This window comes from Streptomyces sp. WAC04114, assembly GCF_019733245.1.
Taxonomy (GTDB): Bacteria; Actinomycetota; Actinomycetes; order Streptomycetales; family Streptomycetaceae; genus Streptomyces; species Streptomyces massasporeus_A.
On the sequence record NZ_JAIGQA010000002.1, the window covers coordinates 79,728 to 97,287 of the forward strand.

18 protein-coding genes are annotated in these 17,560 nt (G+C 70.2%); 7 read left to right on the forward strand and 11 right to left on the reverse strand.

The window, feature by feature from the left end; all coding sequences use genetic code 11:
• Window positions 1–48 precede the first annotated feature (48 nt).
• The 4 genes from K4G64_RS01250 to K4G64_RS01265 form a co-directional block, all read right to left on the reverse strand.
• Window positions 49–873, reverse strand: a complete 825-nt coding sequence (locus K4G64_RS01250; RefSeq protein ID WP_221754150.1) for a carbohydrate ABC transporter permease — start codon at window positions 871–873, stop codon at window positions 49–51.
• Window positions 870–1,853, reverse strand: a complete 984-nt coding sequence (locus K4G64_RS01255; RefSeq protein WP_221754151.1) for a carbohydrate ABC transporter permease — start codon at window positions 1,851–1,853, stop codon at window positions 870–872. Before K4G64_RS01255 ends, K4G64_RS01250 begins: the two co-directional genes overlap by 4 nt.
• Window positions 1,854–1,863: 10 nt before the next feature.
• A complete protein-coding gene (locus K4G64_RS01260) occupies window positions 1,864–3,105 on the reverse strand; it encodes an extracellular solute-binding protein (protein WP_221754152.1) in 1,242 nt (413 codons plus the stop codon).
• A 132-nt stretch (window positions 3,106–3,237) separates the two neighbouring features.
• Complete coding sequence (locus K4G64_RS01265; RefSeq protein WP_221754153.1) at window positions 3,238–4,266, reverse strand: LacI family DNA-binding transcriptional regulator; 1,029 nt, start codon at window positions 4,264–4,266, stop codon at window positions 3,238–3,240.
• Between the two features lie 538 nt (window positions 4,267–4,804).
• On the opposite strand from K4G64_RS01265, the gene K4G64_RS01270 reads away from it, so the two are divergent.
• Window positions 4,805–8,458: a LamG-like jellyroll fold domain-containing protein gene (locus K4G64_RS01270; RefSeq protein WP_260459828.1), complete on the forward strand. Its 3,654-nt coding sequence runs from the start codon at window positions 4,805–4,807 to the stop codon at window positions 8,456–8,458.
• Window positions 8,459–8,798: 340 nt separating this feature from the next.
• Here K4G64_RS01270 and K4G64_RS01275 read toward each other — a convergent pair whose 3' ends face one another.
• Both K4G64_RS01275 and K4G64_RS01280 read right to left on the reverse strand, forming a co-directional pair.
• On the reverse strand, window positions 8,799–9,233 hold the full coding sequence (locus tag K4G64_RS01275) for a VOC family protein (RefSeq protein WP_031106064.1): 435 nt from the start codon (window positions 9,231–9,233) through the stop codon (window positions 8,799–8,801).
• A 93-nt stretch (window positions 9,234–9,326) separates the two neighbouring features.
• Complete coding sequence (locus tag K4G64_RS01280; RefSeq protein ID WP_221754154.1) at window positions 9,327–10,412, reverse strand: barstar family protein; 1,086 nt, start codon at window positions 10,410–10,412, stop codon at window positions 9,327–9,329.
• A 244-nt stretch (window positions 10,413–10,656) separates the two neighbouring features.
• Between K4G64_RS01280 and K4G64_RS01285 the strand changes: the two genes are divergently transcribed.
• Window positions 10,657–11,247, forward strand: coding sequence for a dihydrofolate reductase family protein (locus tag K4G64_RS01285; RefSeq protein WP_221754155.1), 591 nt, complete (start codon window positions 10,657–10,659; stop codon window positions 11,245–11,247).
• A 96-nt stretch (window positions 11,248–11,343) separates the two neighbouring features.
• A complete protein-coding gene (locus tag K4G64_RS01290; protein ID WP_221754156.1) occupies window positions 11,344–11,562 on the forward strand; it encodes a hypothetical protein in 219 nt (72 codons plus the stop codon).
• A gap of 32 nt (window positions 11,563–11,594) precedes the next feature.
• Here the strand turns inward: K4G64_RS01290 and K4G64_RS01295 are convergent, their stop codons facing one another.
• Complete coding sequence (locus tag K4G64_RS01295; protein ID WP_221754157.1) at window positions 11,595–11,888, reverse strand: hypothetical protein; 294 nt, start codon at window positions 11,886–11,888, stop codon at window positions 11,595–11,597.
• A 456-nt stretch (window positions 11,889–12,344) separates the two neighbouring features.
• Between K4G64_RS01295 and K4G64_RS01300 the strand changes: the two genes are divergently transcribed.
• Window positions 12,345–12,803, forward strand: coding sequence for a hypothetical protein (locus K4G64_RS01300; RefSeq protein ID WP_221754158.1), 459 nt, complete (start codon window positions 12,345–12,347; stop codon window positions 12,801–12,803).
• Window positions 12,804–12,806: 3 nt separating this feature from the next.
• Here the strand turns inward: K4G64_RS01300 and K4G64_RS01305 are convergent, their stop codons facing one another.
• Entirely contained in the window at window positions 12,807–13,367 is a 561-nt protein-coding gene (locus K4G64_RS01305) for a 2'-5' RNA ligase family protein (protein WP_221754159.1), read from the reverse strand.
• A gap of 142 nt (window positions 13,368–13,509) precedes the next feature.
• Here K4G64_RS01305 and K4G64_RS01310 point away from each other — a divergent pair, with 142 nt between their 5' ends.
• Window positions 13,510–14,016 (forward strand): DUF6584 family protein, encoded by a 507-nt coding sequence (locus K4G64_RS01310; RefSeq protein WP_221754160.1) that lies wholly within the window; start codon window positions 13,510–13,512, stop codon window positions 14,014–14,016.
• Window positions 14,017–14,052: 36 nt separating this feature from the next.
• Here the strand turns inward: K4G64_RS01310 and K4G64_RS01315 are convergent, their stop codons facing one another.
• Entirely contained in the window at window positions 14,053–14,535 is a 483-nt protein-coding gene (locus tag K4G64_RS01315) for a MarR family winged helix-turn-helix transcriptional regulator (RefSeq protein WP_221754161.1), read from the reverse strand.
• A gap of 109 nt (window positions 14,536–14,644) precedes the next feature.
• Here K4G64_RS01315 and K4G64_RS01320 point away from each other — a divergent pair, with 109 nt between their 5' ends.
• Window positions 14,645–15,391 carry a dienelactone hydrolase family protein gene (locus tag K4G64_RS01320; RefSeq protein WP_221754162.1) on the forward strand — a complete coding sequence of 249 codons (747 nt, stop codon included), beginning with the start codon at window positions 14,645–14,647 and terminating at the stop codon, window positions 15,389–15,391.
• A 67-nt stretch (window positions 15,392–15,458) separates the two neighbouring features.
• Here K4G64_RS01320 and K4G64_RS01325 read toward each other — a convergent pair whose 3' ends face one another.
• Together K4G64_RS01325 and K4G64_RS01330 are read right to left on the reverse strand one after the other, a co-directional pair.
• Window positions 15,459–15,755, reverse strand: a complete 297-nt coding sequence (locus K4G64_RS01325; protein ID WP_221754163.1) for a hypothetical protein — start codon at window positions 15,753–15,755, stop codon at window positions 15,459–15,461.
• A 302-nt stretch (window positions 15,756–16,057) separates the two neighbouring features.
• Window positions 16,058–16,453, reverse strand: coding sequence for a RidA family protein (locus tag K4G64_RS01330; RefSeq protein WP_221754234.1), 396 nt, complete (start codon window positions 16,451–16,453; stop codon window positions 16,058–16,060).
• A gap of 131 nt (window positions 16,454–16,584) precedes the next feature.
• On the opposite strand from K4G64_RS01330, the gene K4G64_RS01335 reads away from it, so the two are divergent.
• Window positions 16,585–17,556 carry a YafY family protein gene (locus K4G64_RS01335; RefSeq protein WP_221754164.1) on the forward strand — a complete coding sequence of 324 codons (972 nt, stop codon included), beginning with the start codon at window positions 16,585–16,587 and terminating at the stop codon, window positions 17,554–17,556.
• Window positions 17,557–17,560: the final 4 nt, after the last annotated feature.

Genomic DNA, 17,560 nt, shown 5'->3' on the forward strand with positions numbered 1-17,560 from the left:
GCAGGCCGCTCGGCGGTGACGGGGAGAGTGAGAGGGGTCGGCCCCGGTTCAGTCCTTGACGGCCCCGGCGGTCACTCCGGCGGCGACGTAGCGCTGGGCGAGGACGAGGATGACCGCGGCGGGCAGCGAGGCGACGACGGCGGTGGCCATGATGGCGTTCCACTCCTGGTTGTTGTTGCCGATGTAGTGGTAGATGCCGAGGGTGATCGGCTCGTGGGGGCCGCCGCCTGCGAGGGTGCCGGCGAAGACGAAGTCGGACCAGGACCACAGGAACGCGAACAGGGACACCGTGACGACGGCGTTGCGGCTCATCGGCAGCACGACGGACCAGAAGGTCCGCAGGGCTCCCGCGCCGTCGGTCTTCGCAGCCTGGAGCAGCTCGCCGGGGATGCCGGACATGAACGCGGTGAAGATCAGCACGCCGAAGGGGACGGCCAGCGTGGAGTCGGCGACGATCAGGCCGGGGACGGACTGCAGCAGGCCGAGGCTGAGGTAGATGGCGTAGAAGCCCATCGCCATGATGATGCCGGGGATCATCTGGGCGGCCAGCAGGACGAAGTTGAGGATGCCGCCACCGCGTGGGCGCAGTTTGGCCAGGGCGTAGCCGGCGGGGGCGGACAGGGCGATGGTCAGGACGACGGTGCCCAGACCGATGACGAGGCTGGTGCCGAGGTAGGGCAGCTGCTCGTGGAGGACCGTGCGGTAGCCGTCCAGTGTGCCGTGCGTGGGGAAGAGGTCGGGTGGGCTCTTGCGCATGTCCCGGTCGGGTGTGAGGGACACGTTGAGCATCCAGTAGACCGGGAAGAGCATGATGGCGGTCAGGAGCAGCCCGAGGGCGGTCTTCCACCATGTGCGGCCGGTGCGTCGGTTCATGACAGCGCCTGCTTTCGCTGGACCTTCACGTAGATCAGGCCGAACACCAGGGCGGCGACGACCAGCAGGTTGCCGACGGCCGCGCCGGGTCCGAAGGCGGGCAGGAGATTGCCGAAGCCGAGCTGATAGGACCAGGTGGCGAAGGTGGTCGACGAGTCGGCCGGGCCGCCCTTGGTCATGATCCAGATGATGTCGAAGACCTTGAGGGTGTAGATCAGGCCGAGGAGCAGGGTGATCGCGGACACCGGCCGCAGCAGCGGGAAGGTGATGCGCCAGAAGCGCTGCCAGGCGTTCGCGCCGTCGAGGGCGGCGGCCTCGTACAGGCTCGCGGGGATGGACTGCAGGCCGCTGTACAGCACGACCAGGTTGAACGGGACACCGATCCAGATGTTCGCGATGATCACCGAGATCAGCGACCAGGAGGGTGAGGTCAGCCAGTTCACCGGGTCGATGCCGAGGGCGTGCAGGGCGGCGTTGACGACGCCCGATTCACTGTTGAGCATCCACGACCAGGTGGACGCCGACACGATCAGCGGCAGCAGCCACGGCACCAGGAACAGCGCGCGCAGGGTCGCCGACAGCCGGAAGTGCCGGCTGAAGAAGACCGCGAGGGCCAGACCGATGGCGTACTGGAAGACCAGGCAGACGGCGGTGAAGAGCGCGGTGTGGAGCAGGGCGGGGGCGAAGGTCGGGTCGTCGAGGACGGTCCGGTAGTTCTCGATGCCGGTGAAGGGCGCGTTGCCCTGGACGAAGGAGCGGACGGTGTAGTCGCGCAGGCTGAGGTCGAGGTTGCGGTAGAGCGGATAGGCGTAGAAGAGGGCCAGGTAGAGGGTCACCGGGGCGAGGAACCCCCAGGCGGCCCACTGCGGGGAGGTGGGACGGCGCCGGGCGCGCGCGGGTGCCGGGGGCGGGGTGGCTGTGGCCGCCCCGTTCCGGGCGTGCGCGGACAGGTGGTCCGGCGGTTGGGTCGTCTGCTTCATCGGGCCCTCGTCACTTCACCGCCGCCTGCGCCGAAGTGAGGGCGTCCTCGGGCGACTTGGCGCCGCTGAGGGCGGACTGGACGGCCTTCCACAGCTGCTCGGAGATCTTCGGGTACGTGGTGCCCAGGTCGTCGCTGGTGCGCCCCTTGGCCGCCTTGACCGCCGCGACCCAGGGCTTCAGCTCGGCGTCCGCCTCGACCTGCTTGGCCTGGACCTCGCTGGTGGGGGCCACGTAGGACAGGGTGGTGTCGGTGTCGTACAGGTTCTGGGTGCTGGTCAGACAGGTCGCCAGCTTCTGGGAGGTGGCGTAGCGGCCGGTGTCGCCCTGGGTGGGGATGGTGACGAACTCGCCGCCGGTCGGGGCTGCGGCGCTGCCTCCGTCGGCACCCGGCACCGGCAGGACGCCGTACTCGAAGCCGGCCTTCTTCGCGTTGGCGAGCTGCCACGTCCCGTTCTCGGCGAAGGCGTAGTCGCCGCCGGCGAACTCCTGCCAGCTGGTGGTCTGGGTGTTGTTGATGACGGAGTTGGGTGCGTAGCCCTCCTTCAGCCAGTCCTTCCACAGCGACAGGGCGGATACGGCCTGCGCGGAGTCGAGTTCGGTCAGCTCGGCTCCCGCGCCCCAGAACCACGGCAGGAACTGGAAGCTGCCCTCCTCCGTGCCGATGGCGGAGAAGGTGATGCCCTTCTTGCCCGCCGCCTTCACCTTCGCCAGCGCCGCCGTGAGCGACGTCCAGTCCTTGACCGAGGCCATGTCCACCCCGGCCTCCTTCAGGACCCTCTTGTTGTAGTAGAGGGCGAGGGTGTTGGCGCCGATCGGGGTTCCGTAGGTCTTGCCGTCCGACTGGCCGGCGGCGAGCAGGTTGGGGTCGACCTTCGAGGTGTCGAGCTTGTTGTCCTCGGTGCTGGTGAGCACGCCCGCCTCGGCCAGCGTCGACACCACGGGGTTGTCGACGATGAGGACGTCCGCGGAGTTGTCCTGCTGGGCGGCCAGCAGCGCCTTGTTCGCCAGATCGCTGGTGTCGTAGCCGGTCCTCTTGATCTTCACCCCGGCCTTGGCGCCGCACGCGTCCAGCAGCTTCACCCAGGCCGAGCCCTTGGCGAACTGCGGGTACGGGTCCCAGACGGTGTACGCGCCACTGTCCGAGCCCTTCGCGTCGGCGCTGCCCGACCCGGCGGAGCAGGCGGCACCGGTGACGGCGACGACGGTCGACAGGGCCACCGCGGCGAGCCGGCGCCTTGAGGAGCTGTGCATGGCGGGTCCTTCGTTCTGGGCACACGGGTGCCGTGGGAGTGGTGGCTGGGGGGAAGCGGGCATGCCGAACCGGCGAGGGTGAGGTCGGGTGCTCGTGAGGAGGGAGAGGGGTGAGGGGGCTGCGCTGTGCGGTCAGGCTGCGGGGAAGGATGTGCCGGTCGCGGGCCCGGTGCTGGCCCGCAGCGAGATCGGCGGTGTGAGCAGGTGATGGCGGCCCGGCGCGGCGGGGTGCTCGATCCGCTCGACGAGCAGGCCGACCGCGCGACGGCCCATCTCCTCGGCCGGTACGTCCGCCGCGGTGAGCTGCGGGGTGACCGTCTCGGCCCACCGGCTCGCGACGACTCCGGTGACGGAGAAGTCGCGCGGTACGTGCCGGCCCGCCTTCGCGAGCCCCCGGTACAGGCCGCCCAGTGCGGCCTCGTTCAGTGTGACCAGGGCGGTGGTGGCCGGGTCGTCGTGCAGGATCCGCTCCAGGCACGCCTGGCCGGACGCCGCGTCGTCCCCGCAGCAGTACGTCCTTACCGTGAGCCCGCGCTCGGCCGCGGCCTTGGTGAAGCCGTCCAGGCCGCGGTGGGCGGACTCGTACCCGGCGCGCAGCAGTTGCTCGGGCCGGTTGACGAAGGCGACCCGGCGGTGGCCGAGGTCGGCGAGGTGATGGACGCAGGCCGCGGCGAGCGCGGTGTGGTCCAGACTCACCCACCAGCCGTTCTCCGGGTGGGCGGTGCGGCCGATGGCGACGGCGGGGAAGTCCAGTTCGGCCAGGTGGTCGACCCGGTCGTCCTCCAGCCTGATCTCCATCAGGATCGCCCCGTCGACCCTCCGCTCCCCCAGCAGGCGCTGGAACGAACGGTCGCTGTCGGCACCGCTGGGCGACAGCAGCACGTCGTAGTCGTGCACCGCCGCCGCCTCCACCACGCTGCCGATGAAGTCCAGCTGCATCCCGGTGTAGTGGTTGCCCGCGGGCGGGAAGACGAGGCCGAGGGTGCTGGTGCGCCCGTTGGCCAGGGCTCGCGCGCTGGCGTTGGGCCGGTACCCCAGCTCGTCGATGACCTGCTGGATCTTGCGACGGGTCTCCTCCGACACCGAGCGCTTGCCGCTCAGCGCGTAGGACACGGTGCTCCGCGAGACACCGGCCCGCTTGGCGATCTCACCGATGTTCACGGGGGCTCCTTGCTCGAACCGGTTCGACGCCTCGGGGGAGAGAGCGCTCGCCGGTCATGAGGACGAGGGGGTGGAACGGGGTGCGAGGGCCGGCAGTCGAACCGGTTCGCGTGAAGCGACGGTAGGAAGCGCCCGAATGCCTGTCAACACCCCGGACCACACTTTCTCCACGTACTCCGGGGCCGTACATCTCCTTGTGCCGGAGGGATTGCTGGCCGGGTTCCCCGGTGCTAGCTTCGCGAACCGGTTCGACACAGTGATCCTTCCGGCAGACCCGGGCTGCTTCCTTACTCCCAAGGAGGCGAGCGGCCGTTGCCACCGTCCGGAGACGTGCCTGCGCCCCAGGGAAATCGAACCGATTCGACCGACGACGACATCGACATTGCCACGCACCCTCGCCGGCCCCCCGTCCACGAGCAGCCGACCGGGTTCGGCCGCCCAGGCCGCCTACCGCCCGGCACGGCCTGCTCCCGGAAACCTCTCCTCCCGGAACCCTCCACTCCCGGACCCGCCCACTCAGAGATCGAGGACGCCATCCATGCCATCCGCTGACAGATCCGCCCGGCGACGAGCACCCGCCGCCATGACGCTCGCGCTCGGCGCGGGCCTGCTGGCCGCACCGGCCGCTCCCGCACAGGCGGCGGAGGCGCCCCGGCCCGCCGCCCGCTACACCTTCGACCAGGACGACATGGCCTCCGGGAAGATCACCGACAGTTCCGGCAACGGTCTGACGGCAGACCTGGTCAACGGCTCGACCGCCCGGTCCGTCGAGGGCACCGGCGGAGGCAAGGCCCTCGCCCTGCCCGGCGGCGCGTCCGACTCCAGCGGCGCGTACGTCCGTCTGCCCCGCGCCGTGGTCGGCGACGCGGCCGACCTGACGGTCTCCGCGCGCGTGAAGTGGAGCGGCGACAAGTCGCCCTGGCAGCGGATCTTCGACCTGGGCACGAACACCACGAAGTACCTCTTCAGCACGCCCTACAGCGGCGGCGGGCTGTTCCAGACCTCCGTGACCACCGGTGGTGGCGGCGCCGAGGCCCAGGTGCGTGGCTACGCGCCGCTCCCCGCGGACGAGTGGCGGACCGTCACCGTCACCCTCGACACCTCCGCGGGCCGGCTCACCACGTACCTCGACGGCGTGGCGGTCTCCTCCGCCGAGACCGGCATCAAGGCCAAGGACCTGCTGGACGCCTCGGCCACCGCCGCCGGGTACATAGGCAAGTCCCTCTACCCGGACCCGCTGCTCAAGGGCGCGATCGACGACTTCACCGTGTGGCACGCCGCCCTGAGCCCCGAGCAGGTGGCCGGTACGGTCGGGGCCGTGCCCACCCTCCAGCAGCTCTCGAAGACCTCCTTCGAGGCACGTACCACGACCGGGACGGCCCCGTCGCTCCCCGCCGCCGTCCGAGCCTCCTTCTCCGACGGCTACGACCGCGACACTCCCGTCACCTGGGACGCCGTCCCCGCCGAGAAGTACGCCGCGCCGGGCACCTTCACGGTCGCCGGGACCGCGGCCGGACGCGCGGTCGAGGCCAACGTCACCGTGGTCCGCGAAGGGCAGCTCACCGTCGACCTCGGCTCGAACACCGGCGCGTTCCACGGCGGCGCCTCCGGCACCCTCTACGGCCTGTACGGGCCGGACGTCCCGACCAACAACCTCATGGAGGGCATGGGCCTGCGCACGGTCTCCACCAAGGCGCAGGACGGTCCGCAGCACCCCGGTGCCGATGCCCTGGAGGTGGTGAAGCCGCTGGCCGACTCCACCGACGGTGACGTGTACATCTACATGACCGACATCCACCGCGGCTTCCCCTACCAGTGGCCGGGCGACACTCCCGCGGAGAAGCTCAAGGGCTACGAGGAGAAGATCGCCCAGCAGGTCGACCAGGTCCTCAAGTTGCCCGAGCAGTACCAGGACAACATCGTCTTCGTGCCGTTCAACGAGCCCGAGGGCAACATGTTCGGCACCGGCGAGTGGAGCTACGACAAGGTCAGCTGGCTCGACGACCCGGACGACTACTTCGCCGCATGGGACCAGGTGTACCGGCTCATCAAGGGCAAAATGCCGAGCGCCCGCATCGCCGGACCCAACACCAGCGTCCTGTACGACCAGGTGAAGGGCTTCCTCAACCACACCCTGGCCGCCGGCACCCTCCCGGACGTCATCACCTGGCACGAACTGAGCCACCCGGAGGCGGTGCGCCGGAGCGTCGCCACGTACCGGGCGTGGGAGAAGGACCTTTTCAAGGGCACCGGCAAGGAAGGCACCCAACTCCCCGTCAACATCAACGAGTACGCGTTCAACTACCACACCTCGGTGCCCGGCCAGATGATCCAGTGGGTGTCCGCGATCGAGGAGTCCAAGGTCGACGCCGACATCGCGTACTGGAACATCGACGGGAACCTCTCCGACTCCGCCGTGCAGTCCAACCGCGGCAACGGCCAGTGGTGGCTGCTGAATTCATACGCCTCGATGAGCGGGCACACGGTGAAGGTGACCCCACCGTTCCCCGGCGAGAACTACACCATGCAGGGCGTCGCCACGCTCGACCAGAAGAGGAGGCAGGCCCGGCTGGTCTTCGGCGGCTCCAGCGGCAAGGGTCACATCACCTTCGCCGGTGTCCCGGAGAAGGTCTTCGGCCGGCGCGTGCACGCCTGGGTGCGGGAGATCGAGTGGAGCGGGCAGGTCGGCGACTCGTCCGGCCCGAAGCTGCTCGCCGAGTCGAACCTGAAGGTCGGTGAGGACGGGACGGTCGCGCTCGACTTCGGCGACGGCGCCCTGCCGAAGCTGACGGAGTCCTCGGCCTACGAGGTGGTGCTCAGTCCCGCCGGCGAGGCCAAGGGCACGCAGGTCCCGCCCGTGCGCTGGCAGTCCTCGTACGAGGCGGAGGACGCCGCGCACAGCGGCTCCGGCTGGTCGAAGAACGGGCCGGAGGGCTCGCCGCGTGACGTGTCGAAGTTCTACACCTCCGGCGGCTACGACGTCGGCGGCCTGCGCACCGGCTCGGACGTCGCGCTCGACTTCACCGTGGACGTGCCCGAGGACGGCACCTACGACCTGAGCGTCTTCGCCAACTCCCTCAACACCTTCGACAAGGTCACGGAGCAGGGCCCGACCAACGTCTTCCTGCGGGTGGACGGCGAGGCCGGCAGCGAACAGGAACTGCACCTGCCGCTCGGCTACAAGTGGGTCGTCTGGGACCACACCGACACCAAGGTGAAGCTCACCAAGGGCAGCCACACTCTGACGCTCGCCGCGCGGAGCGCCGACGGCAAGCGCGCCACCCAGGGCGACGCGATCGTCGACCGCCTCGCCCTCTCCCTCCCCCGCGCCACGGCGGAGACGCAGGTCCACGAGGGTGAACTGGCCTGGCCGGCCAGCGGCGCACGTCCCGTCTACGACCTTCCGAAGCCGGCGGCGACCGGCTCGGGCGCGGTCCGCCTCGCGAAGGGCCAGAGCGCCACGTTCTGGGTGTACTCGCCGGCCGACCGCGAGGCCACACTCCAGGTCGACACCCTCGGCGGAACCGGCGCCCGGCTCTCCGTCAACGGCCACGACGTCCTGCGCCTGGCCAAGGGCAGTACCCGTGCGGCGGTCTCCCTCTCCGGCGGCGTCAACAAGGTGACCGTGACCGGGGGCCCGGTCACGACCCTCGTCGACCGCCTCACGGTCACCCCGACCGAGGGCGCGCTGCCGACGCGCGCCTACGAGGCCGGGGACGCGCGGCTCGCCGGCTCGGCCACCCTCACCCCGCTCTCCCTCGCCACCGCCGGCACGGCCATCACGGGTATCGGCGGCGCCCCCGGCAACGGCAACACCGCGACGTTCACCGTCACGGCGGACCGGGCCGGTCTGTACGCCCTGCGCATCCGCTACTCCAACCCGGAGCAGTCCGAGGCCACCCACTACAACCCCGACCCGCTCGCCCGCCACGCCGACATCAGCGTCAACGGCGAGGACGCGCGGCGCGTCGGTTTCCCGCACAGCTTCCATCAGAACAACTTCTGGGAGCTGACCGTCCCGGTGCAGCTGAGGAAGGGGAACAACACGATCGGCTTCCGCTCCGAGGAACTGCCGAACTTCGACGGCACCACCTACGCGTCGGACACGTTCCCGGGCGTGCTGCTCCGCTCCCGCTACGCGCCGCTGATCGACCGGATCACCGTCGCGCCGTACGCACGGCAGGTGCGCTGAGGCAATACTCGGCTGAGGTCATTCCGCCGCTGAGGTCATCTCCTCCGGGAGCGCCGTGAGGCGCACGGACTCCGTGTAGCGGTTGCTCGTCGTCCCTGACAGGTGTCAGGGACGACGAGCACGTCCGGGCCCTTAAGGTCGCCGCAGGCAGGGCCGACCGGGCAACGGGCGGCTGCGCCGCATACGTTGTCGCGTTTCCGGTGAACCCCGGGCGGCCCGGAGCTGCCGTGGGGTCGGTGAGGAGCAGCCCGTGCGGTTCGACCGGCGTCTTTCCACCGTCGCGACTCTTCTCCTGGCTCTGGCCCCATGCCTTCCCACCGCCCGGCGCTACCTCGCGGTTTCAGTCGAGACAGAACTCGTTGCCCTCGATGTCCTGCATCACGATGCACGACTCGTTGTCCTCGTCGGCCTCCAGCAGTCGCTCGCGTACCGCGCCGAGTGCGACCAGTCGGGCGCACTCGGCCTCGAGCGTGGCCAGGCGCTCCTCGCCCACGAGACCGGTGCCGACCCGTACGTCGAGGTGCACCCGGTTCTTGGCGACCTTGCCTTCCGGGACGCGCTGGAAATACAGGCGCGGGCCCACGCCCGTGGGATCAAGGGCCACGAACCATGCCCCCCGCTCCTCGGGCGGCAGTGAGCGATTGAAGTCGTCCCACGTGGTGAAACCCTCCGGCGGCGGCGGTACGACGTACCCGAGCACCTCGCACCAGAAGCGAGCGACTCGCTCGGGTTCCGCGCAGTCGAAGGTGACTTGGATCTGCTTGACCGATGGCATCGCGCCACCATAACAACCGGTCCTGGCGCTCAACTCGGGTTTTCGATCAGCGTGTTGATGCCGAGAGGGTCCGCGCCTCGCCCGGAGCGACCGTCACGTGAAGGTGACCCGCATGTGGCCCTCGGCCAGGACTTCGAGCACGAGCGCGACCAGGTCGTACGGTTCGCCCTCGGGCGTCAGGACGTGGGACAGGTGCTCGCGCGCGGCCTCGATGTCCCGCCAGAGCAGGGTCGCGGGGGCGGTGTACCCGAACGTGCCGCGCAGACAGTCCGCGAGGGCGTCCACGCAGCCGCCGAAGTAGCCGCCCGGCCCGTTGACGGCCTCGCCGAGGGCCAGGAAGAGGCTCGGCTCGTCGGTGATGTGCCGGCCGTCCAGCTCGTATACGCGTCCGGCCGGCAGGGCCGCGTACGGCAACCGGCAGCCCCGCTCGCGGACGAGATCGAGCCACGCCTCGCGCTGCCGGGTGTCCAGGCCGGCCCAGAGGCCGGGGGTCTGCGGCGGCCCGGCGAGCCAGCGGTCCCAGATGGGACGGGCATGGCCCGGGACGGGCGCGTCGAGCTCTTCGTCGAGTTCCAGGTCGATCAGGTCCGGCCCGTGCGCGGACGGGCGCCAGGCCCTGATCGTCGGCCGCAGCAGCCGGTCGGTGAGCGGCTCGCCGCTGTCGTCGCGTATCCGCAGCCAGGCCTCGTCCAGGTTCAGCGCGCGCCGGGTGCCCGTCGCCAGTGCCTGCCGCAGCCGGCCGCTCGGCGAGAGGCCCCGTAGGACGAGAGAGGGAGCGGCTCGCTCGTCGGGCAGGACGCGTGCGAACTCCCGGCAGGAGCCCAGCCACCGGTACCGGTCATGCAGACGGACCAGACCCCTGTGTCCCTCGGGCGGACCCAGATAGTCGTCCATACCCGTGAGGACGAGAGCATCCCCCGGACGCCGCCCCGGGAGGCTCTCCGCGTCCTCCAGCAGCCAGGCGTCCAGCGTCCTGTCGTCCGGCACCAGCCACACCCGGTGCCCGACCCAGCCGCGCACCTCGGCATCGTCCGGCACCCAGCCGAGGAGTTCATAGGTCGCCCGCCGGGGCTCCCTGAAGAGTCCCTCCACCTCCGCGCAGACGCCCCAGACGTGGCCGTTCCCCGAGTCCGTCAGGGCGTATCGCCCCTGCTCACGCTGCCCCCTGCCGCCATGCACGGGGGAATCATGCCCGGATCGGGAGGACACCGCGAACCATTTCGCGCGAGGGCGGGATGCGCGGGTGCACCGCCCGACCGCGGCCGTGCCGGCGATCGGGCGCGACGCGAGGTGGGCGCAGCGATGATTTTCACCAGCGCGCCGGGTCTACCGGTACGAGGGTCACCGCAGACCGCCGCCGGAGAAGAGCGCCGGTCTCGCCACTGCCCGCTCACACCGATCGACCTCACGTGAGGAGCACGACATGACCGCCACCTACACGTTCGACGTCTTCTCCAGCCTCGACGGCTACGGTGCCGCCGGCGGCAACTGGACCGGCTACTGGGGCAAGCAGGGGCCCGAGCTGCTCGACCGCCGCCTCGCCCTCTACGGCGGAGAGCAGCGGATGGTCTACGGGGCCAACACGTTCCGGGCCTTCACGGAGATGCTGGCCTCGAGCACCGAGGAATCCGACGTGCGGGACCCCTGGGTGACGCGGATGAGGAACCTGCCCACGACAGTGGTGTCGACGACGCTGGAAGGCCCCCTCGACTGGCCGGACGCTACCGTGATCAGCGGTGACGCCGTCGATGTCGTCGCCCGGCTCAAGGCGGAATCGGACGTGCCGTTGCGCTCGCACGGCAGCCTGTCGTTGAACCGGGCGCTGATGGCCGCCGGCCTGGTCGATCGCCTGCAGGTGACGCTCTTCCCCGTCATCACCGGCCGGACGGGGTTGGACCCGGTCTTCCGGGACGCGGCCGACTTCGATCTGGAACTGGTCGAGCATCGCACCCTCGACGGTCACATCCAGGAGCTCATCTACCGGCCGGCCCTCCATCGACCGGGGCCTGGGTGACGACACGGATCGAACCATCGTCGATCGGCGCAGTCGGTGGAGCACAGGACGACGACTCGGCTGAACCCGATCAGACCTGCCCGGTAGCCTCACGCCATGGACGGACTGCCCGCGAGTGTGGACCGCGACATCCTGGCGCACCGGAGCATCGCCGCGATCGCGACGATCCGCGAAACCCTGGGCTGCACGGTTCACCAGGCTGTCGATGCCTACGCGCAGCGGTACGAGGAACTGCGCCGCGATCGGCCGCACGACTTCCGGCACGAACCACGCCGCGATCGGCCGGAGGACGTCCGGCCGATCGCGGAGGAGTAGGCCGAGGACGGCCGCGGCCCGGTCTCCCGCCCTCAGGCGTTGGCGTGCCGACGCCAGGCCGTCCGCCGGGGAGCGGCATGGTGCACGGGCTCCTCCGTACGGTCGGCCTGCCGACGCCTCAGCCACAGCGCCGTCAGGCCCAGCAGAGCGGCGAAGACCACCAGGAACGCCACCGACACCCACATCGGCCGGCCCCCGGGGTCGTCCCATCCCGCCGATACGGCCGAAGTCGCCCACAGGACGGCACCCCCGGCGTAGAAAGTGCGCATCCGGCGCAGCTGCCGCAGAGCGCGTACGGATTCAACGTGATCGGTTTCCGAAGCCATGCCGACGCAGGTACCCCGGAACGCGCTCCTTATCAGCCTCGGTGTCGCGCTCCTGTGGCCGGAGGCGGACGACCGGGCACCACCCGTCGGCCGGACTTGGTGGAAATCTTCCTGACCTGCTGCCGGGTGGGTCATAGTCAGGGGCTGCCATGGAAGGGCCGGGGTGTCCGGCCAGGGGGTCGGGGGGCCTGTGAGCGACTTTGACCGGATCTTCGAACCCCGGTACTCGGCGACCGAGTTGTTCACCAACCGTGTCGACGAGTACACGGCCTTCGCCACGGCACTCCGTGTGCACGGCGAGCGCATCCGCGCCGGCTCCACGGCCCTGGGGCATCCCGCTCGCCGCAACGTCCTCTCCTTCTACGGCGTCGGAGGCATCGGCAAGACGGAGCTGTCGCGGCGTCTGGAGTCCTGGCGCTGGACAACGACGCGACCGTCCTGTGGCGCAGAACCCTCATGGGCCGCAGTACACCGGCCGAATGTGATGCCGTCCTCTCCGAGGCCGACCGGTACGGCGAGACGCTCACGATGCGCACAGCCCTCGCCGCCAAGCTGATCTGCCAGGCGGGCGACATCTCCGCGGCCCAGGACGTCATCGCCCAGACCGACAGCGTCATCAGGACCGCCTCGGGGCTTCGCGGATGGCGCGAATGGACGAGCAGAACGGTGTTCGGCCTGCGCCAGGCCGACCGCGCCTACCTCGATCAGCTCCATGAGACATGGCTGTCGAGGAACACCCCCTGGAGCCTCAACTCACACGTGGTCGACCGCTTCTTCGTGTTCGCCGGCTACCCCGCCCGCTACGGCCCCGTGCACGTCATCCCCACGGAGGACCCCGCGACAGCCGATCAACGCCGGCACTCCACGATCACGTCCCTGCTCGAAACCTCCCAGCACGGGCCGAGCCAGGCGTAGGCGTCAATCCGATGGCCCGAGTGGGTACTCGGCCCGAGTCTGCCAGCGTTCCCCGTCCCAGACGATGAGTTCGACCGTATCGACGTGACACCGCAGCGGCAGCAGCGGCGCGAGTTCGGCCTGCAACGCGTCGTAGGCCACGTCCTGAGTCGTGGGGCCCTCGTGATTCGCGAGCGTCAGGTGCGGGTCGAGTCCAGCACCGAAGATCCCTCGATACGGCACGAGCTGCGGCCAGCGCCGAGTGAGGTCCGCGGTGAGCGCCTTGACGGGGCCGTGTGGCTGAGGGTCGAGGTACAGGACTCCGGGGTACCGGCCGAACTCGGCGAAGGTCAGGGCGAAGGAGGGATGCCGGGCGAAGAGGCGGGACAGTTCACGCTCGACGAGGTCGTTCATGCGGTCCTGGTGCAGGAAGGGATAGAGGACGGTCACATGGGCGGGAAATCCGGCCCGCACCAGCGGATCGGCCTCACGGATCTTGATGGTGAGCGCGGTGTCCCCCGCTGTGTCCGGCCACCCGTCCGACTCCTGCTCACTGTCTGCCCGGCCCTCGTCTGCGATCAACACGCTTCATGATCACAGGCGGGATGCTTCGTGATCAAGGTGGTGTGGCCCGGGGGTCAGCACGCTTCCGACATGGGCCTTCCGCGGGTTGGCACCGGCCGAAACGAAGTCGACGGCGGTCACTGCGGTATCCGATCATGTGCTCATGCCGTTGCGAGACACCCTTGCCCGAGTCAAGGCGGACCTGGCCGCCGGCCGGGTTCCCGTCGCGCGCCAGCGTCTGCGCGGGCTGGTGTCGTCGTACCCGAACGACCTGCCGTTGCGCCGTCGCTTGGCCGAGGTCTACCGCCTGTACGCGGAGCCTGCCGAGGCGGGCCGTTGGATGTATCTCGAGCAGGACCGGGACGAGGCGGAGACCGCCGCCTTCGAGGCGAGGTACCGGACAGCTCCGCAACGCATGCGGGCCCTCGCCTGGCAGGGCCCTGAGTCGCATGCCCGGACCGCCTTCGCCAGAGAGCAACTGGCAGCGGTACGAGCAGCCTGCTCCGAAGCCCTGGGGCGCCCCGTCGACTGGGACACGAAACCGTCCGACCGGCAGGAGGACAGCGGGGGAAACCCGCTCACCGATTTCCTGGCAGGGGCAGGGTGCCTGGTGGCGGTCCTGGCCTTCGTCGCGATCTGGGTGAACGGACTCGTCGCCCTCTTCGACTGATGTCTCCGTCGAGCACGCCCGAGACCGCTCTGCCGCTCACGAGCTCCCGGCGTGGTGGTCCAGCAAGCGCGTGAGCAACTGGACGAACTGGTCGCGTTCGGCCGGAGTGAGAGGGGCGAGGAGCGTGTCGTGGAGGTCGTCCAGGAGCACGTCAAGGCGGTCCAGGTGGCGGCGGCCTCGGGGGGAGATCGTGATGACGTTGCGGCGCCGGTCGGTGGGGTCCGGCGTCCGCTCGACCAGGTCGCGCTCGGCCAGTTCGTTGAGCACACCGACCATGTCGCTGCGGTAGATGCCGGAGCGCCTGCTCAACTCCGCCTGGCTGGCCGGGCCGAACTCCCGCAGTGAGGCGAGCACGGCGTAGTGCCACTTGCGGGCGTCGGCCCGGGCCAGCCCTTCGGTGATGAGCCGGTCCGATCGCACGGTCAGTTGGGACAACAGCCGGCTCGCCCGCCGCCGCAGCCTGTCGGGCGTCTTGAGGGCGTCCGCGTCGGTCAGGTCGGCGGCCTCGGCTCTGGTCATGGCATCAAATCTACCGTTGTGTTAGTGCCACTAACGATGTACGTTCACTCGAACCTTTGCATCGTTAGTGCGACTAACGCTGATCGAGTGGCCGACAGGAAGGCAGAACTTGCCCATCAAGACACTGCAGATCCCCACCACGGACGGCAGGGCCGACGCCTTCTCCGCCTTCCCCGACCGGGGCGAACGGCACCCCGGGGTGCTGATGTACGCGGACGGCTTCGGCATCCGGCCCGTGCTGCGGGAGATGGCCCGCGAACTCTCGGAGCACGGGTACTACGTGCTCGTCCCCAACGTCTTCTACCGGCACGGCCCGGCACCGGTGATCGACCTTCCGGAGCACATCGGAGAAGAGGTCCGGCCCGCGATCTTCGCCCGGCTGATGCCCTTGATCGAGGCGCACACCACCGAACGCGTCCTGAGCGACGCCGACGCCTACCTCCGGTTCCTCACCGCCCAGCCCGAGGTCGGCGCCGGGCCGGTCGCGGTGACCGGCTACTGCATCGGCGGCCTTCTGGCGATGACCACCGCCGCGGCCCACCCCCGCGAAGTCGCCGCCGTCGCCGGATTCCACGGCCCCGTGAGCGCCGACGGCCCTGAAGGCCTGCGCCGGCTGCTGTCCAAGCTCACCGCCGAGGTCCACCTCGGCCATGCCGAGTCCGACCTGACGCCCGAAGCCCTCGCCGAACTCAACCGGGCGCTGGATGCCGCAGGTGTCACCTACACCTCCGAGATCTACCCCGGCACCGTCCACGGCTTCACCATGTCCGACACCGACGCCTTCGACCCCTCCGCGCTGCGGCGCCACTGGGACCGTCTGCTCCCTCTCCTGGAGCGCACGCTGCCCACGAGCTGACACACGGCCGGGCACGATTCGAGTGATCGACGTGTCGGGCATCCGGACGGTCCCGCGTCCTCACCCCTCAGGGGCTGTCCCCTCGGTAGTGGAAGCGGCACGTCACTCCGGGGCCGAGTGCACGGGGCTCGCCGGGGCCGGGATCGTACAGCGCGCGGCCGCCGGGGAACTGCCCGAGTTCGGTGGGCAGTGCGGCACCCGTGCCGATCTCGTCCGGCGTCCAGCCCGTGACGTCCAGCAGCAACCCGTCCAGCGGCCCTCCGACGAGGTGGGCGTAGGTCTTCCCGGAGCGGGGTCCCGGGTCGGGGTCGTCGTGGTCGTGGCCGTAGACCCGGCCGCGCAGCAGTTGCTCGTCGCCGTTCATCCGTCCAGCGTTACAGCCACCACTGACATTGATGCTGATACTCGGGTTCCGGTGGTCGTGACCCGGGCACTGACTGACGCTCTGCTGGGCTGTCGTCGCGTTGTTCTGTCCGGTCGCCGGCCATCGCAGGGGCCAGGGGCGGCGCGGAACACGCATGGTCCACACCCGGTCGGCGGCGTCACGGACGGCGGGCAGGGGCATCTGCCGGGTACGGCCGAGCGCCAGGGCGATCGCCGGTCACCCAGCCGCACGCTGTTCGTGCCGGCCGGACCGGCACGAACAGGAGGGGCGGCGAGGTCGCGTCACGCGACGGCGGTCCCTTCGAGTTCGACCAGCTGGCCGAGGACGGCCAACCGTGTCACCCCGAGCATCGTGGTGGCCGGCGCGACCCCGGCGGCGCCCAGGCGCGACGCCAGCACGCCGTAGTGGGGGAACAGCAGATCGACGTCGGTGGTGTAGACGTTGAGCCGGACGAGGTGCGCGAGGGACATGCCCGCCTCGGCGAGCACGGCCTCCAGGTTGTCGAGGCTGAGTGCCAGCTGTGCGGCCATGTCCCCCTCGTGCCGGGGCTTGCCGTCACCGCTCATCGCGGTCTGCCCGGAGCAGTACAGGGTCCGGGTGTGCCCGGTGACCATCTCGCCCTGGTTGAAGCCCATTTCCAGCGACCATGTCACCGGGTTGATCGCCGTGCGTTCCACTGCCACATCAGCTCCGTTCGTCTCATGGGAGTTGGACGTCCACCGGCGCGGCAGGCGCCTTCGTCGTCGGTGCTCAAGAGCCTGCCAACGAATCACGACACCCTTGGTCATGTATTCGATAGGGTCCTCGCATGCGCGCCGATCGGCTGGTCTCGCTGGTGCTGCTGCTGCGTCAGCGCGGTCGGCTCACCGCGGACACGCTCGCCCGCGAGCTGGAGGTGTCCACCCGTACCGTGCTGCGCGACATCGAGGCGCTGTCCGCAGCCGGAGTCCCGGTCTACGCCGAACGCGGGCGTAACGGCGGCTTCGCGCTGCTGCCCGGCTTCCGGACCGAGCTCACCGGACTCAACCACGACGAGACCGTCGCCCTGCTGACCGCCGGATCGGGGCGCGGCGAGCGGGTGTTCGGCCTTGGCGCGGCGCTCACCTCGGCGATGCGCAAGGTGACCGACGCGCTGCCCGAAAGCCATCGCGCCACCGCGAGCGACGCGGCCCGGCGTTTCCTCGTCGAGCCGGAGACCGACCTGCTCTCACGTCGGCCGGTCCCGGAGGAAGTGGGCGGCACGACGATGACCGAGATCCGGCATGCGGTGCTCGCCGGACACCAACTGCGCATCCACTACGCGGCGACGGGCCAGGCGCCACAGTGGCGCACGGTGGACCCGATCGGCCTGGTGACCGTGCGCGACCGGAGCTACTTGCTGGCCACGAGGTCCGGGGCGGACCGCACGTACCGGTTGTCGCGGGTACTGGCCGCCGAGGAGCTTTCCGAACCGGCACGGCGACCGGACCAGGTCGATCTGGACCGGGTCTGGCGGGAACGCTGCGCGCAGTTCTTGTCCGGCGACCACATGGCCGTGCTCGTGCGGGTGGCCCCGCGGCGGCGGGAGGAGTTGCTGAGCAGCGCCGTGGCCGTCCGCGCCGTGACACCCGACCCGGACGGCCGGCTGCGGCTGGAGGTGACGTACCAGGATCTGCGGCACGCCGAATGGGCGCTGTGGCAACTCGGCACGGATGCGGAGGTCTTGGCCCCGGGGACGTTGCGCACCGCCCTGCGCGACCGCGCCGCCGCACTCGCGTCCCTCTACGGCGACGTGGTCTGAGCCG

Excerpts from the sequence above, each read along its gene's own strand:
- K4G64_RS01250 (WP_221754150.1), bottom strand. The coding sequence starts at position 873 with ATGAACCGACGCACCGGCCGCACATGGTGGAAGACCGCCCTCGGGCTG.
- K4G64_RS01255 (WP_221754151.1), bottom strand. The coding sequence starts at position 1,853 with ATGAAGCAGACGACCCAACCGCCGGACCACCTGTCCGCGCACGCCCGG.
- K4G64_RS01260 (WP_221754152.1), bottom strand. The coding sequence starts at position 3,105 with ATGCACAGCTCCTCAAGGCGCCGGCTCGCCGCGGTGGCCCTGTCGACC.
- K4G64_RS01270 (WP_260459828.1), top strand. The coding sequence starts at position 4,805 with ATGCCATCCGCTGACAGATCCGCCCGGCGACGAGCACCCGCCGCCATG.
- K4G64_RS01275 (WP_031106064.1), bottom strand. The coding sequence starts at position 9,233 with ATGCCATCGGTCAAGCAGATCCAAGTCACCTTCGACTGCGCGGAACCC.
- K4G64_RS01285 (WP_221754155.1), top strand. The coding sequence starts at position 10,657 with ATGACCGCCACCTACACGTTCGACGTCTTCTCCAGCCTCGACGGCTAC.
- K4G64_RS01290 (WP_221754156.1), top strand. The coding sequence starts at position 11,344 with ATGGACGGACTGCCCGCGAGTGTGGACCGCGACATCCTGGCGCACCGG.
- K4G64_RS01295 (WP_221754157.1), bottom strand. The coding sequence starts at position 11,888 with ATGGCTTCGGAAACCGATCACGTTGAATCCGTACGCGCTCTGCGGCAG.
- K4G64_RS01300 (WP_221754158.1), top strand. The coding sequence starts at position 12,345 with ATGGGCCGCAGTACACCGGCCGAATGTGATGCCGTCCTCTCCGAGGCC.
- K4G64_RS01310 (WP_221754160.1), top strand. The coding sequence starts at position 13,510 with ATGCCGTTGCGAGACACCCTTGCCCGAGTCAAGGCGGACCTGGCCGCC.
- K4G64_RS01315 (WP_221754161.1), bottom strand. The coding sequence starts at position 14,535 with ATGACCAGAGCCGAGGCCGCCGACCTGACCGACGCGGACGCCCTCAAG.
- K4G64_RS01325 (WP_221754163.1), bottom strand. The coding sequence starts at position 15,755 with ATGAACGGCGACGAGCAACTGCTGCGCGGCCGGGTCTACGGCCACGAC.
- K4G64_RS01335 (WP_221754164.1), top strand. The coding sequence starts at position 16,585 with ATGCGCGCCGATCGGCTGGTCTCGCTGGTGCTGCTGCTGCGTCAGCGC.